The sequence below is a fragment of the Bacteroidota bacterium genome (assembly GCA_034439655.1).
In the GTDB taxonomy this organism is placed as follows: domain Bacteria; phylum Bacteroidota; class Bacteroidia; order UKL13-3; family UKL13-3; genus CANJUD01.
In genome coordinates, this window is sequence record JAWXAU010000067.1 from 1 (window position 1) to 15,428 (window position 15,428).

The following is a 15,428-nucleotide window of genomic DNA, read 5'->3' on the forward strand; positions in this document are numbered from 1 at the left end:
GCAAATATATACAAATCAATTTATTCTGAGTTATTCAGCAAACCCTATATATAAAATATACTGATCATGAAAAAATATTTTCTTTGTATTATTATATCTTTTCTCACCATCGATTTTGTAATTGCACAAACTAGCTTTTCTACAAAACTTGCCGATTCTGCTGCAGAATTAATTAAGCAATATGTGATATACGATTCAAGTTATGATACTATTGCCTACCCCAATGGTGACGTGGCAAATAACAAAGGTGTATGCACCGATGTGGTAATTAGAGCTTACAGAAAATTGGGCATAGATTTGCAAAAAGAAGTACATGAAGATATGCTTGCAAATTTTAAAAAATATCCAAACTATTGGGGCTTGAAAAAACCTGATAAAAATATAGATCACAGACGTGTCCCTAACCTCATGACTTTTTTTACCCGACAAGGAACCGTAAAAACTATCACAAAAAATGCAGCGAATTATCTACCTGGCGATATCGTCTGCTGGCGATTAAGCGGAGAAAGCACCCATATAGGTTTGGTGGTGAACCAAAAATCGGAAGATGGAATGCGATATATGATAGTACATAATATTGGCAGTGGTCAAGTGCTCGCCGATTGTTTGTTTGATTTTACAATCATTGGACATTATCAGTATGGGAAATGATTATTAATTTCTTTTTGGGAGAGAAATAAGTAGGAAAAACATTTTCGTTTTCAAAGTGTTTTATCTATCCATCCTTAATTTTTAACTATATGTTATTTAAATTCAATCGTGAAAAATTTGCTGAGCTATTGCTTGTTTCAGATATACCCGTACTAGTAAATTGTACTGTCCCGTTTGATCCTGTTTCACGCCTCTCTATTGATATGATCAAAGAACTATCAAAAAAAAATGAAGATAACATTTTGTTCATGAATGTGGATTTAGATGAAGATGAGAGCACAGTGCTTATTCACAAATATAATATTAGAAATGCACCCCTTGCATTACTTTTTTATAAAGGTGAACTGATCGGAAGAAGAATAGGTTGTGGGAACGAAAACTGCATTAATCCTTTGCTAGATTATTTCATTCCCAATAATAAATCAGTTGATGAACTTGTGCAACATGAGGCCAGTTAATTTTATCTCATTTATTAGTTTTGCTCCGGCAAATGTAATCCCGACATAAAGAGCAAAGTATTTATAATCTGATTATATAATCAACAAATAAATAAACCCTTCGATTATCCTTCCGCACCGCAGCGGCAACTCAGGATGACAACGTCCTACTTCGCAAAAGCCTCAGCCAATAAATCAGCTTGCTCTTGTGCAAATACTTTAGAGAAACCTGTGGCCGATGATGCACTACTCTTGCGGCTTACGAGCTTCATTTTAAAAGTTTCTTCACTACGCAATAAGAAAGTCCAAGCACCTTGGTTTTTTGGCTCTTCTTGCACCCAATAATATTGTGCTTTTTTATACTTTTTTCTAATAGCATCCATCTGTTCTTCGGGCAAAGGATATAATTGTTCTATGCGAACAATAACTATATCATTACGTTTGTCGGCCACTTTTTTGGCAAGCAATTCATAATAAATTTTTCCAGTGCAGAATAATACACGTTTTATTTGTGCAGGTTTTGCCTCGTTGTCATCTATTAATTCTACAAAGCCTCCTGTTGTAAAATCTTTCAATTTGCTTATGCATAAAGGATGGCGGAGCAATGATTTCGGAGTCATTACAATTAAAGGTATTCTAAAATTACGGTGCATTTGTCTGCGTAATAAATGAAAATAATTAGCAGGTGTAGACGGATAAGCAACCTGCATATTATAGTTTGCACATAATTGCAGGAAACGTTCGAGACGTGCACTGCTATGCTCGGGGCCTTGTCCCTCTTGCCCATGTGGTAATAACATCACCAATCCATTGGGTGTTTTCCACTTGGCACCTGCTGAGCTGATAAATTGGTCTATAATAATCTGAGCACCGTTTCCAAAATCGCCAAATTGTGCTTCCCATAAGGTTAAACAATTGGGCGTGGCCAATGCATATCCATATTCAAAACCTAAAACCGCATACTCGCTCAACAAAGAATTATATATTTCAAATTTGCCTTTATTGCCCATATTGCTCAAAGGAACATATACTTCTTCAGAGTCTTCTCTTTTAATAACTGCATGGCGGTGACTAAAGGTTCCGCGTTCGCAATCTTGTCCGCTCATTCGCACATCATAACCTTCACTATTCAAAGTAGCATACGCCATTAATTCACCCATGGCCCAGTCATAACTATCATTTTTTATCATGGCTTTTCTATCGCCAAATAATTTTTGTATCTTATTAATGGGTTTAAAATCTGTGGGGATATCTGTGAGTTTTTCTGCTAACTCTTTAAACCGTTTTTGCGTAACTTTTGTATTAGGCGATGGTACCTGAAAATCTTCTTTTGTTGCAATCCCCAATCCTTTCCAATAACTCGCTATGAAGTTAGTCACTTTGCCTGCACCACTTTCTTTCGATTCGTTCAAACGCTCTTGCAACATTTGTCTGAAACCTTGCTCCATTTCTTTGGCAAGGTCAGCTTCTATAGCACCGCTATTTTCTAATTTACTTTTATATATTTCTCTGGGGTTGGGATGTTGCTCAATCAGCTTATATAATAATGGTTGTGTGAAACGGGGTTCATCACCTTCATTATGTCCATATTTTCTGTATCCTAGCAAATCAACATATACATCGGTATCAAATTTTTGACGATATTCCATTGCCAAATTAACAGCGTACACTACTGCTTCCACATCGTCCCCATTCACATGGAACACGGGGCACAGTGTAACTTTGGCTACATCGGTACAATAAGTTGAAGTGCGTCCATCAATAAAGTTGGTAGTAAAACCAATTTGATTATTGATAACAATATGAACGGTGCCTCCGGTTTGGTAAGCTTTGAGTCCGCTCATTTGTTGTACTTCATATACAATTCCTTGCCCTGCCAATGATGCATCGCCGTGCATTAAAATCGGACAAATTTTATCTACATTTCCTTTATGGTCATTATCGAGCTTAGCTCTGGAGATACCTTGTACCACAGGGTTTACAGCTTCCAAATGACTGGGGTTTGGACTTAAAGTAAGTTTGATTTTTTTTCCCGCATGATTTTTATATTCGGTCGAATATCCCAAATGATATTTAACATCGCCTTCAAAAAGTCCATCGCCTTCACTCACTTTTCCTTCAAATTCTTTAAATATATCATTATAAGTTTTGCCCATAATATTGGCCAATACATTGAGGCGGCCACGATGTGCCATACCTATTATATATTCTTCAATGCCAAGTTCGGCACCCGCATTTATCACAGCGTCCAAAGCGGGTATTACAGTTTCGGCACCTTCTAATGAGAATCTTTTTTGCCCCACAAATTTGGTGTGCAGGAAGTTTTCGAATACTACCGCTTGGTTTAATTTTTTGAGTATTTGTCTTTTTTGCTCAATACTAAAATTGGGCTGGTTGCGTGTCGACTCCATTTTTTCCTGGAGCCATTTTATTTTTTCGGGGTCTCTTATATATACATATTCGGCTCCTATCGATTCGCAATAGGTTGCTTCCAGATGTATAATGATATTACGTAAAGTGGCAGGACCAATTCCTAATTCTACACCTGCATTATATATCTTGTCGAGGTCATTTTCGTTGAGTCCAAAGTTCTTCAAGCTCAAGTCAGGAAAGTATTTGCGTCGCTCTCTTACAGGATTTGTTTTGGTAAATAAATGGCCACGGGTGCGATAACCTTTTATTAAATTAAGTACATTAATTTCTTTGAGCATATCATCGCTCACCGAAAGTGGGCCATTATTCTTTTGTTGGCCTAGTTCAAATCCTTCAAAAAATTTACGCCATCCAAAATCCACCGAATCGGGATTTTGTTTATAATCTTCGTAAAGTGCGTCTATGTAACCAATCTCTGCATTGGACAAATAATTGTCAGTAATCATTTATATAAAATTAGGGTCGCAAAGATAACCCAAGTTTGCAAGCATAAAAAAAGCCCACCGAATTGGTGAGCTTAAATTTTTTGCATCGTTCAAATGCTTACTTCACTTTCTTAGAAAGTTCAGCACCGGCTTTAAATTTAACTACTTTTTTAGCAGCAATTTTTATTTCTTTGCCAGTTTGTGGGTTACGGCCTTTACGAGCTGAGCGTTGAGCTACAGAGAAAGTACCAAATCCTACAAGGATTACTTTGTCGCCTTTTTTCAAAGCGGTTGAAGTAGATGCTAAGAAAGAATTCAATGCTGCTTGAGCTTGAACTTTGGTTACTTTGGCATCTGAAGAGATGTTGTTGATTAAATCAGCTTTGTTCATGATTTTTGGTGTTTTTTTAAGTTAGATAATAAATGAATTTTATGCTTGCAAATTATTGCCAAGCGTTGATATCACAAGTGTTTACAAGGCTTTTTTATTCACATTGCAGCAAAAACAGGGGTTTGAAGGTATTTTACAACTTACAATACTGAAAATCAAGTCATAAAATATTGTCATTTTTTGCTATATTATATATTTGTAGCAACAAATCGGCTGAGTTATCCACATTATCAAGGGTATAGCGGGCTTTTTCATAGTAAATTTTTCGCTTAAAAATGAGATTTTCCAATTTTTTTTGAATTATTATAGTGTCCAATTTATCCAACAGGGGACGGGGTTTCAAGGGTATTTCCAAAAGGTTTTTTAGCAATAATTGTATATCACACCTTATATATATAGTAATACCATTATTTTTCATCAGCTCCATATTGTCCATAAAACAAGGCGTACCACCCCCGCATGATATAATAGTAGGTTTGTCTATTTCTTTGCAAATTCTGCCCAATGCGTCATGCTCAATCTGCCTAAAAAAAGTTTCTTTTTCGGTTTCAAAAATTTCTGCAATGCTTTTATTACTTGCTTTTTCTATATAATCATCGAGGTCGATATGATTAATGCCGTATGCTTCGGCAAACGATTTTGCAGAAGTGCTTTTGCCGCAACCGGGCATCCCTACTAGAAAAATTATGGGTTTGGTCACTATATATGTTGAGTGGTTTTAAAGTGGTTTTAAAAAAAAGTTCTCCAAATCAAAAAAATAAACCTATTTTTGTGGCGTGTAAATAATGATAAAGAGGGGACAACAGTCCCCTTTTTGTTTGTTTTAAAATGAGCAACGAAATTACGGCTTTAGTAGAAAACTGGGTGAATGAAGCCACCAATGGCACTGATATTTTTTTGGTAGAGGTACGCAAAGGAGTGAAAGATGGACGAATAGCTATTTTTATCGATGCCGACGAAGGAGTAACGATTGACAAATGCACTTTAGTAAATCGATACCTCAACGAAAAACTTGAGGAAATGGACCCAGACCACAATTATACCACAGAGGTATCGAGTCCAGGAGTAGACAAAGCTTTGAAACTGCCGAGACAATATTTGCAACACAAAGGACGAATACTAGAAATAAAAAGAAAGGACGGGGCATTATTTAAAGGTTGGCTTAAAGAGATAGGAGAAAAAAGTATCATTTTAGAAGACCGTAAAATAAACCTTTTGAGTAATAAAAAAGTAAAACCAGATAACGAAATTGATTTTGACCAAATAGCCGAAAGCCACGTCATCGTTAGTTTCCATTAAAATATTAAAATATTAATATAATAAATATACAAATATGCACAGTGTAGGATTGGTCGACTCGTTCGCCGAGTTTAAAGACCTAAAAAACATTGACCGGGCCACAATGATTAGGGTTCTTGAAGACGTATTCAGGCAAATGATCAAGAAAAAGTTCGGTACTGATGAGAATTTTGACATCATTATCAATGACCAAAGTGGCGACTTAGAAATATATCGTACCCGCACGGTAGTTGATGATGACGACTGTTATTCAACCGCTTTAGAAATAGAGTTGGCTGATGCACACAAGGTAGACCCTGACCTTAATGTGGGCGACGACTGTATTGAGGAAATGAACTTTCTCAAGGAATTTGGTCGCAGGGCAGTGCTTACCGCCCGTCAAACCTTGATGAGCCGCATTATGGAGCTTGAAAAAGATGAGCTATATAAAAAATATAAAGACCGTGCAGGCGAGTTACTTAGTAACGGCGAGGTTTATCAGATATGGAAAAACGAGCTGATGGTACTTGACGAAGACGGCAATGAACTAATTCTGCCCAAACGTGAAATGATACCTGCCGATTTCTATAAAAAAGGTGATACCGTAAAAGCAGTTATATATAAAGTAGAAATGGTGAATGGTAGCCCCAAAATTATTTTGAGCCGCACCGCACCCGTATTCTTAGAGCGTTTATTTGAACTGGAAGTGCCAGAGATTTTAGATGGACTAATCACCATTAAAAATATAGTACGTGAGCCAGGTGAGCGTGCCAAAGTAGCAGTAGAAAGCTATGACGACCGTATCGACCCCGTAGGTGCATGTGTAGGTATGAAGGGAAGTAGAATACACGGTATAGTTCGCGAACTTCGCAACGAAAATATTGATGTAATTAACTATACTACTAACCTACCTTTATATGTATCGCGTGCTTTGAGCCCCGCAAAAATTTCCGACATAAAAGTTGACCAAACAGAGAAAAGAATTGCGGTATACTTGAAACCAGACCAAGTGAGTTTGGCTATTGGTAAAGGCGGTCATAATATTAAACTAGGTGGTAAATTGGTTGGGTTCGAAATAGATGTATATCGTGAAACTGAGGAAGAACAAGGTATAGATGTGGACTTGGACGAATTTGCAGATGAAATAGATAGCTGGATTATTGACGAGTTGAAAAACATCGGACTTGATTCTGCTAAATCTGTCCTTGCAGTTTCTGATGAAGATTTAGTAAGACGTACCGAATTGGAAGAAGAAACCGTAGTGGAAGTGAAGAAGATATTACAAGCTGAGTTTGAAGACTAAGACTGTGATACAAACGAAATGAAAAGATGAACGAGATATTTATGTTTATATAACATGAGCTGATAGGGTTATTACATATTGTTTTTACAATACGGTTACGCTGCAAGCTCTGGTTTGATAGGCAACATATTCCGTTGATAGGTAAAACTGCAATTCAATGAGGATTGAAAGCAGAACCATCAAATGAAAAACTGTAACAATAAAATATTAACCCATGAGTGGAATATACACATTATTAAAGGTAGCTAAAGAAATCAATGTCGGCAAAGACACGATTGTCGAATTTTTGAAAAGCAAGGGTCATGTTATAGACCCCAAGCCCACCGCTAAACTTACAGAAGAACAGAACCAATTGGTAATGGCTGAGTTTGCCTCGGAGGCTCAGGTAAAAGCTGAGGCTCAGCAAATGAAGGTTGATAAACCTCGCAACGCTCAAATTTTAGCTAGCGAATTAGCACCCAAAAATCGCCCCAATATATTGGAAGAAGAAGAAAGGCAAGTGCTTATTAAAAATGCTGATTTGTTGACTCGTGAACAACAACAAGCTGCTAAGAAAAAAGCTGCTCCCAAGGTAGAAACACCCAAAGAAATAGAAGTTGAGGCCCCTGCAGAAATTATTGCAAGCGAGCCAGAAGCCGCACCTGTAGAAGAGCCCAAAAAGAAGGAAGAAAAATCGACCAAGACTAAATTGGGCATCAAGGTCATGGACAAAATCGATTTAGATAAAGTTCGTGAGGATCCTATCCGCTCTGACAGAACTCCTAAAAAGAAGAAAGCAGAACCTACAAAGCCGATAGTGGAAGCGGTGAAAGAAGAAGAAAAGCCCAAGGCTAAGAAGAAAAAGGTAGAAGAAGAAAAAGTGGAGCCAGCTCCAGTTGTAGAAACAAAGAAAACAACCAAAGTAGTTAAAGTGCCCGAACCTGAAATTGATGCTGAAGAAAAAAAACTCATTACTCCAAATTATCAAACTCTAGGCGGAATTAAATTAATGGGGAAAATTGAATTGCCCGTCGAAAAAGTACCCGAGCCTAAAAAGAAAACAGATCATGCCGCCGCAAATGCTGCTGCCAATGAAGAAAAGAAAAAACGCAAACGCAAACGAATAGGCGGTGAGAAGGTTTCTATCACACAATTTGGAGCACAAGGAGGAGGTGCCGCTGGTGCCCCCAGTAAACCTGGTGACCGCCCAGCATGGAAAGATGATAAGAAGGAAATTTCTGCCAAAGAGGTTCAAGATAAATTAAAGGCAACACTTGCACGAATAAATCCGGGCAGTCGCAAGCCCAATTTGGGAGACGTGCGATCGAAACTACGCAAACAAAAACGTAGTAGCATGGCCGATAGACGCGAAGAAGCGATGGCCGAGCAAGAACTGCAAAGCAAAGTATTAAAAGTAACGGAATTCCTTTCGGCCAATGAGCTTGCAAAGATGATGAACATGCAGGTTACACAGGTGATACAAGCATGTTTCACTTTAGGTATGATGGTCTCCATCAACCAACGTTTAGATGCAGAAACTATTAGTATCGTTGCTGATGAATTTGGTTATACCGTAGAGTTTGTTAGTGCCGATATTCAAGAAGAAGTGAAAGAAGAGGAAGATGATCCCACAGATTTGCTTCCTCGCCCTCCAATCGTTACTGTAATGGGTCACGTGGATCATGGTAAAACATCGTTGCTCGATTATATAAGAAGTTCAACCGTAGTGGCAGGCGAGGCTGGAGGAATTACCCAGCACATTGGTGCTTATGAGGTAACCCTTCAAAACGGAAAACAAATTACCTTCCTCGATACTCCTGGTCACGAAGCGTTTACAGCCATGCGTGCTCGTGGAGCTAAAATGACGGACATCGTTATTATAGTAATTGCTGCAGATGATAGCGTGATGCCTCAAACAAAAGAAGCCATAAGTCACTCGCAAGCAGCTGGAGTTCCTATTGTATTTGCTTTAAATAAAGTAGATAAAGATGGAGCAAATCCTGATCGTATTAGAGAGCAACTTTCGGCTATGAATATATTGGTAGAAGAATGGGGCGGAAAGTTCCAATCGCAAGAGATATCAGCTAAAAAAGGAATGGGTATAGAAGCATTACTTGAAAAAGTATTGATAGAAGCTGAGATGCTCGACCTAAAAGCAAATCCTGACAAACGTGCGGTAGGTGCTATTATAGAGGCATCGCTCGATAAGGGTCGTGGAATAGTTGCTACTACTATGATACAAGCAGGTACCTTGCGGATAGGTGACCCTATCCTTGCTGGTGTGCATGCAGGTAAAGTAAAAGCCATGTTCAACGAACGTAACCAAAAAATTACCGAGGCAGGCCCCTCAACTCCCGTATCCATATTAGGTTTTCAAGGGGCACCGCAGGCTGGCGACAGATTTATTGTGGCAACGAGCGAAGCCGAAGCCAGAGATATTGCCAATAAACGTTCGCAATTAATGCGTGAACAAGGACTTCGTACCCATAAACATATAACATTGGATGAGATAGGTCGTCGTTTGGCAATTGGTAACTTTAAGGAGTTGAACTTAATTGTGAAAGGCGATGTGGATGGATCAGTAGAAGCGTTGAGTGATTCATTACTGAAAATATCATCAACCGAAATTCAGGTAAATGTGATGCACAAAGCCGTTGGGCAAATATCGGAAACTGACGTTATGTTGGCTTCTGCATCCGATGCTATTATTATAGGTTTCAATGTGAGACCAAGTACACAAGCTCGCAAACTTGCCGAAGCTGAAGATATAGATATTCGTTTGTACTCTATTATATATAATGCCATTGAGGAAGTGAAAGCCGCTATGGAAGGTATGTTGGCTCCATCGTTAGAAGAGAAAATTACTTGTAATGTGGAAGTACGTGACTTGTTTAAAGTGCCCAAGGCAGGAACTATTGCAGGTTGTATGGTTACTGAAGGTAAAATTAATCGCAATACCAAAATACGTGTAATACGCGATGGCGTGGTAATGCACACAGGTGAAATCTCGTCACTGAAACGCTTTAAAGATGACGTGAGAGAAGTAGCAACAGGTTACGACTGCGGTATTAGTATCAATAAATTTGATGCAATAGAAATAGGAGATATTATAGAAGGTTACGAAGAAGTGGAAGTGAAGAGAAAATTGGTGTAACTATTAAAATCTGATTTTTTTGCATAAAATTATTGTCTTATGAGTGCTCTAGAATTAAAAGTGTATGAACTGTTCAAATCAAAATTTGGTGAGAATGAAGCTTCTTCTATCATTGAATATTTTGAATCAAAAGCTGAACAGAAGTATATAGAAAAAAAAGATGTTCTTGCTACTAAAGAAGATTTAAGCCAATTGCAAACTAGGCTTACGCGATCAATTTTTATTGCCAACACTATTCAATTTATTGCTACCATTGCCAGTATAGTTGCCATTATTAAAATGATAAAGTAAGTTATACCAATTCTTAAACTAAAATAGTTCTCCGCCTGTGGCGGATTTAGTTTTTAGAATGGCAATGCCTAACTACATCCCGAATGCCCCGCTTAATCCCGATAATTATCGGGATGCGGGGGGATTAGTCCCTTTCTTTTGGACTATTATATATTGAGTTTCGGTATAATTCTCTAAATTCTTCAAGCAGTCAAATAATTCTGGTTTATATTCAACACATATGCCTTTGTGATTGTTGGTATAATGAGACCACATTAAATTATTCTTATTATTTTCTATCAAGGAGCACGAGGCAATTGTCTGTGCTATTGCTGTCGTCGTTCTTGTTGAATGTACCAAGTGAAACCAGAGTGCTCTAATGCGTGCTTTTGCCACCAAACAAAGTCACCTTTTGTATTATCTGTATTGTCCTTGAAATATTGTTCTTCATGTCCGTCACCGAATGTGTCAATGTCTTTATTAAACTTTAATTCATATGGATCATTTAACTTAGATGCTGCGGATAATTTAATAGACGCTTTTTCTCCAATAAGTTTTTCAACTATATCAGTGGACTGAAGAGTATAAAATTTAAACACTGTTAGTTTTTGCTATTTTAAATTAAGTCTAATTTTTCTGCCCATTGTGGAAGTTATCACCGACCATAAACCTCCAACAAATCTATCACTTTCACCTCAATTATTTCGTGGTGGTTTCCCAGCATTTAAAAAAAGATATATTTCTAACTAACAAAATTTCCGCTCAGCGGAGAGACTATGAAACAAGTTCGGAATGACGCTACGCGGGGCTGTCCCATTGGGCAAAAAAACACACAGCATGAGAGAAACAGTTCCGAAGCAGCCGAATGACAATTACCACTTATTCCTTACTACTAACTCTTCATCCCCAAAGCCTCCCAAGCCATTTGAGCAGCAACCTGCTCGGCTTTCTTTTTCACGTGGTCTTTGCCTTCGCCCATCTGCTTGCCATCAACCCACACAAAAGCGTGGCGGAGTTTGTGGTTTCCGTTTTTTAGTACAGGGCCTTCTTCAAATTTTACTTCTTTGTTGGTACGCTGTGCCCACTCAAGTAATAGGCTTTTAAAGTTGTTTTCGGTTTGTTCTAAGTTATCAATATCTATATGATTTTTGATGAGGTACTGTAATATAAACTTTTGTGTTTTCTTAAATCCTTTATCCAGATAAACCGCACCAATAATGGCTTCCATGGCATTGCCATAAGCTGTTTCTATCCCATGTATACCACCGCTAAAGTTCTTTTTCTCCAGCATCACCAATTGGTCCAATCCAATTTTACGAGCCAGTTTATTTAAGCTTTCACGGCTCACTATCTTCGAACGCATCTGTGTTAGAAAACCTTCATAACGATAAGGATATTTGAGGAAAACCATTTCGGCAACCACACTATTCAATATAGCATCGCCCAAAAACTCTAAACGTTCGTTGCTGTTTTTATGGCCATTATGTTTTAGCTCATCAGCAACAGTGCTGTGTTTCAGAGCTTGTTTATATACATTGATATTATTGGGCAATAAGCCCAAAATGGATTTCAACTGTTTTTTCAGTTCCTTATCAGGTGGGAATATATTTTCTTTATTATTCACTATTGTATAACGTCATTCTGAGTCTTGCTTAAGGCGAAGAATCTCATCAATTGTAGACAGATTGCTTCGTTCCCTGTCTGCCGACAGGCAGGCTCGCAATGACGGTAGGTTTTATAACCGCAATAATAATATAAAAACGCAATCGATTTTGTCTTAACTACACAAAAAGTTTTTCCATATCTGTAGGCGAAAGGATTTTCACTGTGCGTTTCCCCGCTATATCGAAATAAGGATTTTCGCATTGGAACAAATCATTAAACAGACTTGCCATCTCTATAGCCGATAGTTCTTCGTCTTGTTTCACGCCTGTTTTGCGGGCTATGGAACGGGCCAATATATCAAGTCTATCTCCCTTGGCTTGTGTTTGTGTTTGCTTAAAATCGTCGACCATTCCTTCTATCAAAAGTTTTTCATTGGAATTTTTGATTCCTGCGGGAACGCCATTAATAATTAAAGAATTTTTGCCAAACACGGCCAAATCAAAACCCATTAAAGCTAGGTGCGGTAGCAGGTCATGCACAATTACAAAATCGCTAGGTTGCAAATCGACCAACTGTGGAAACAAACGTTCTTGTGTAGGAATCTGTTGTCCATTGGCTGAACGCAGATACTTTTCATACAATATTCTTTCATGTGCTTTTTCTTGGTCTATAATATACAATTCGTCACCTGTTTGTGCCAATATATATTTACGGTTCACTTGCCAAATACTGTCGGCAGCAGGGGCAGGCTTTCTTATAATAGTTTCTGGAGTTGAACTCTTGCCCACAAACTCTTGATTCAAACTTGCTTGCTCTGCTTCAAATCGTTCACTAAAACTACTTTTGCCATCAACCTCAAATATCTTTTTCCAATCGCCCCTGCTATTATTAGTACTTCTCGATTGTCCTCCAGGATTGAATCCCACATTTGTATCAATTTTGGGCTGTGTGGCATACATGCCAGGCTTTACCGTAAATGCAGCCATATTAAAATCTGCTTCGGGTACTTGTATATGATCGCCCAAAGCTTTGCGAGAAACGGCATGCAAAAACTGATATATAATACGTTCGTCTTCAAACTTTATTTCTGTTTTTTGAGGATGTACATTCACATCAATACTTTGTGGAGCAACAGAAAAAAAGAATACATAAAATGGAAATACATCTTTCGGTATTAGTTCTTTGTAGGCCGATGATATCGCATGGTTTAAATAACCATCACGAAAAAATCTATTATTTACAAATAAGTATTGCTCACCTCTAGTTTTCTTTGCCACTTGCGGCACACCCACAAAACCTCTGATAGAAGCCACACTGGTAATTTCTTCTACATATAATATTTCATCAGCTTTTTTATCGGCAAATACCTCAAGAACTCGCTGTTCCAATGTTCCTTTTTTTAATTTGAACATCTCATTGCCATTATTATAAAACTCAAAAGCAATATCGGGATGTGGCAATGCCACACGCAAAAACTCATCTATAATATATTTTGTTTCAACTGGATTTGATTTGAGAAATTGCCTACGTGCCGGAACATTATAAAACAAATTCTTCACCGTAATACTTGTGCCTGCATTTCCATTTACTGCTTCTACCGATTTCACTTCCGAACCTTCTATCATAATCTCCGTAGCCACTTCATCAGTATGGCGGCGTGTACGCATTTCGGTATGAGCGATTGCTGCAATCGATGCCAAAGCTTCACCTCTAAATCCCTTAGTATTCAGTTTAAATAAATCATCGGCACTTGAAATTTTGGAAGTAGCGTGTCGTTCCCAACTCATGCGGGCATCGGTTTCGCTCATTCCCGCACCATCATCTATAACTTGTATTAGGGTGCGGCCACCATCTTTTATATGCAATATAATAGTTTGGCTTCCCGCATCCACGGCGTTCTCCAGCAGTTCCTTCACTACCGACGCAGGACGTTGTATTACCTCGCCGGCAGCAATTTGGTTTGCCACATGCTCAGGTAATAGTTTTATGATATCAGCCATTGCCGCAAAGATAATTTGATTTGGGGGCTAAAAAGCTTAGTGGATATATATTGTATTTTTTGTGGGTAATAAGTTTGACGAAATCTAGTAAATAAGTCTCTTAAAAGGTCGTCCCTACAGGACTTTAGGCTGTTCCTTTGTTTTTTTTACCAAAAGGTCACCCCGCAGGGGTTTTAATACTCAAATTACAAGTCACATGGGGACGAACTTTTGGTAAAATTGTATATATATACTAGAAGTCCCATCGGGACGGCCTTTAAAAGGAGACAGCAAATCCAGATATATAGGGGATTTAGAACAATTACTTCAACAAGTCCTTATATTCCTTCAAATGCTCTTTCAACTTTTCTATTACAACTTCAATAGGTTCATCACTCTCGCCACCTGAGGCATTAAAGTGACCACCACCATTAAAATATTTGCGGGCAAATTCATTACATGGAAAAGTTCCTTTACCTCTGAAAGACATTTTTACTTTCACCCTGCGGTCGATAACCAATATAGCGAGCTTTACACCGCTAATAGTTAAGCCCCAATTAACCAATCCTTCGGTATCGCCAGTAAGCACACCGTAATGTTTTATTTCATTTCTATCGAGCACCATAATGGTGGTATTAAGCTCAGGAAAATATTCTAATTTGTGTGCCAGGGTATATCCAATTAATTGCGTACGTCGTAAAGTAAAACTATCATATATATGACTTTGCACTTGGTCGCTTTTTACGCCACAATCTAATAGGCGAGCAACAATGCGGTGAGTATTTCCTGTGGTAGTATCGTGGCGGAAGTTGCCCGTATCAGTTAGTATACCTGCATACAAACATTCAGCAATGTCTTTATTCATCAAAGCATCGTCGCCCATTATATTAATAAAAGTATATATCAATTCGCAGGTGCTACTTGCTTTGGTATCGTGCAGGCGATATTCATCAAAAGGTTCTGGCTCTAAGTGATGGTCTATCATTACTTTGGTAGCTTTGCACAGGGCTACTTCATGACCCATTTCATTAATACGTTTCAGGGCATTAAAATCTAAGCAAAATATAATATCAGCCTCGGCTATCAGTGCTTTCGACTTCGCAACTTGGTCTTCATATATAATAACACTATCATTACCTGGCATCCAGTTAAGGAAAGCACCATAATCGGTGGGCGTAACTACCACTACATGCTCAAAGTTTTTAAGTTTTAAATAATTATATAATCCCAACGAAGAACCCAGTGCGTCAGCATCGGGCTTGTGGTGGGTGGTAATAAGGACACGCTTATCGGGCGTTAGTATATCTTTTAATTCTATAATAGGTTTCACGCTGCAAATATAAGTGGTAAGTAGCAAGTGGTATGTGGTATGTGGTATGTGGCTGACGCCGCATGGACATTATTACTTACCACTTATCAATTACTTCTACTTTGACAAGTTAAAAAAAGAGGTTCGATAGGTATGATATTTGCTATATAAAAAGCAACACTATAATATATACACCATGAGCAACCATACTCAA

Annotated in this window: 13 protein-coding genes; 6 read left to right on the forward strand and 7 right to left on the reverse strand. The window is 38.2% G+C overall.

The features are described 5' to 3' along the window. Nucleotides 1-66 precede the first annotated feature (66 nt). Together SGJ10_04030 and SGJ10_04035 are read left to right on the forward strand one after the other, a co-directional pair. Entirely contained in the window at nucleotides 67-651 is a 585-nt protein-coding gene (locus SGJ10_04030; protein MDZ4757295.1) for a DUF1287 domain-containing protein, read from the forward strand. Nucleotides 652-740: 89 nt separating this feature from the next. Then, nucleotides 741-1,109, forward strand: coding sequence for a thioredoxin family protein (locus SGJ10_04035; protein MDZ4757296.1), 369 nt, complete (start codon nucleotides 741-743; stop codon nucleotides 1,107-1,109). Between the two features lie 146 nt (nucleotides 1,110-1,255). On the opposite strand, the gene SGJ10_04040 is transcribed toward SGJ10_04035, so the two are convergent. From SGJ10_04040 to SGJ10_04050, 3 genes are all read right to left on the reverse strand, one after another. After that, on the reverse strand, nucleotides 1,256-3,967 hold the full coding sequence (locus tag SGJ10_04040; protein ID MDZ4757297.1) for a 2-oxoglutarate dehydrogenase E1 component: 2,712 nt from the start codon (nucleotides 3,965-3,967) through the stop codon (nucleotides 1,256-1,258). A gap of 97 nt (nucleotides 3,968-4,064) precedes the next feature. Continuing rightward, on the reverse strand, nucleotides 4,065-4,337 hold the full coding sequence (locus SGJ10_04045; protein ID MDZ4757298.1) for an HU family DNA-binding protein: 273 nt from the start codon (nucleotides 4,335-4,337) through the stop codon (nucleotides 4,065-4,067). 160 nt (nucleotides 4,338-4,497) lie between these two features. After that, nucleotides 4,498-5,037, reverse strand: a complete 540-nt coding sequence (locus SGJ10_04050; GenBank protein MDZ4757299.1) for a shikimate kinase — start codon at nucleotides 5,035-5,037, stop codon at nucleotides 4,498-4,500. A 128-nt stretch (nucleotides 5,038-5,165) separates the two neighbouring features. Here SGJ10_04050 and SGJ10_04055 point away from each other — a divergent pair, with 128 nt between their 5' ends. The 4 genes from SGJ10_04055 (at nucleotide 5,166) to SGJ10_04070 (ending at nucleotide 10,342) form a co-directional block, all read left to right on the forward strand. Continuing rightward, complete coding sequence (locus SGJ10_04055; GenBank protein ID MDZ4757300.1) at nucleotides 5,166-5,636, forward strand: ribosome maturation factor RimP; 471 nt, start codon at nucleotides 5,166-5,168, stop codon at nucleotides 5,634-5,636. Between the two features lie 34 nt (nucleotides 5,637-5,670). Next, entirely contained in the window at nucleotides 5,671-6,918 is a 1,248-nt protein-coding gene (gene nusA, locus SGJ10_04060; protein ID MDZ4757301.1) for a transcription termination factor NusA, read from the forward strand. Nucleotides 6,919-7,132: 214 nt separating this feature from the next. Continuing rightward, nucleotides 7,133-10,051, forward strand: coding sequence for a translation initiation factor IF-2 (gene infB / locus SGJ10_04065; protein MDZ4757302.1), 2,919 nt, complete (start codon nucleotides 7,133-7,135; stop codon nucleotides 10,049-10,051). 39 nt (nucleotides 10,052-10,090) lie between these two features. Further along, nucleotides 10,091-10,342: a hypothetical protein gene (locus SGJ10_04070; protein ID MDZ4757303.1), complete on the forward strand. Its 252-nt coding sequence runs from the start codon at nucleotides 10,091-10,093 to the stop codon at nucleotides 10,340-10,342. 305 nt (nucleotides 10,343-10,647) lie between these two features. Here SGJ10_04070 and SGJ10_04075 read toward each other — a convergent pair whose 3' ends face one another. The 4 genes from SGJ10_04075 to SGJ10_04090 all read right to left on the reverse strand — a co-directional run bounded on the left by SGJ10_04075 (nucleotide 10,648) and on the right by SGJ10_04090 (nucleotide 15,235). Next, on the reverse strand, nucleotides 10,648-10,920 hold the full coding sequence (locus tag SGJ10_04075; protein ID MDZ4757304.1) for a hypothetical protein: 273 nt from the start codon (nucleotides 10,918-10,920) through the stop codon (nucleotides 10,648-10,650). Between the two features lie 293 nt (nucleotides 10,921-11,213). Next, nucleotides 11,214-11,945, reverse strand: coding sequence for a ribonuclease III (gene rnc, locus SGJ10_04080; protein ID MDZ4757305.1), 732 nt, complete (start codon nucleotides 11,943-11,945; stop codon nucleotides 11,214-11,216). Nucleotides 11,946-12,102: 157 nt separating this feature from the next. Further along, nucleotides 12,103-13,926 (reverse strand): DNA mismatch repair endonuclease MutL, encoded by a 1,824-nt coding sequence (gene mutL, locus SGJ10_04085; protein ID MDZ4757306.1) that lies wholly within the window; start codon nucleotides 13,924-13,926, stop codon nucleotides 12,103-12,105. Between the two features lie 301 nt (nucleotides 13,927-14,227). After that, complete coding sequence (locus SGJ10_04090) at nucleotides 14,228-15,235, reverse strand: DHH family phosphoesterase (GenBank protein MDZ4757307.1); 1,008 nt, start codon at nucleotides 15,233-15,235, stop codon at nucleotides 14,228-14,230. Nucleotides 15,236-15,428 lie beyond the last annotated feature (193 nt).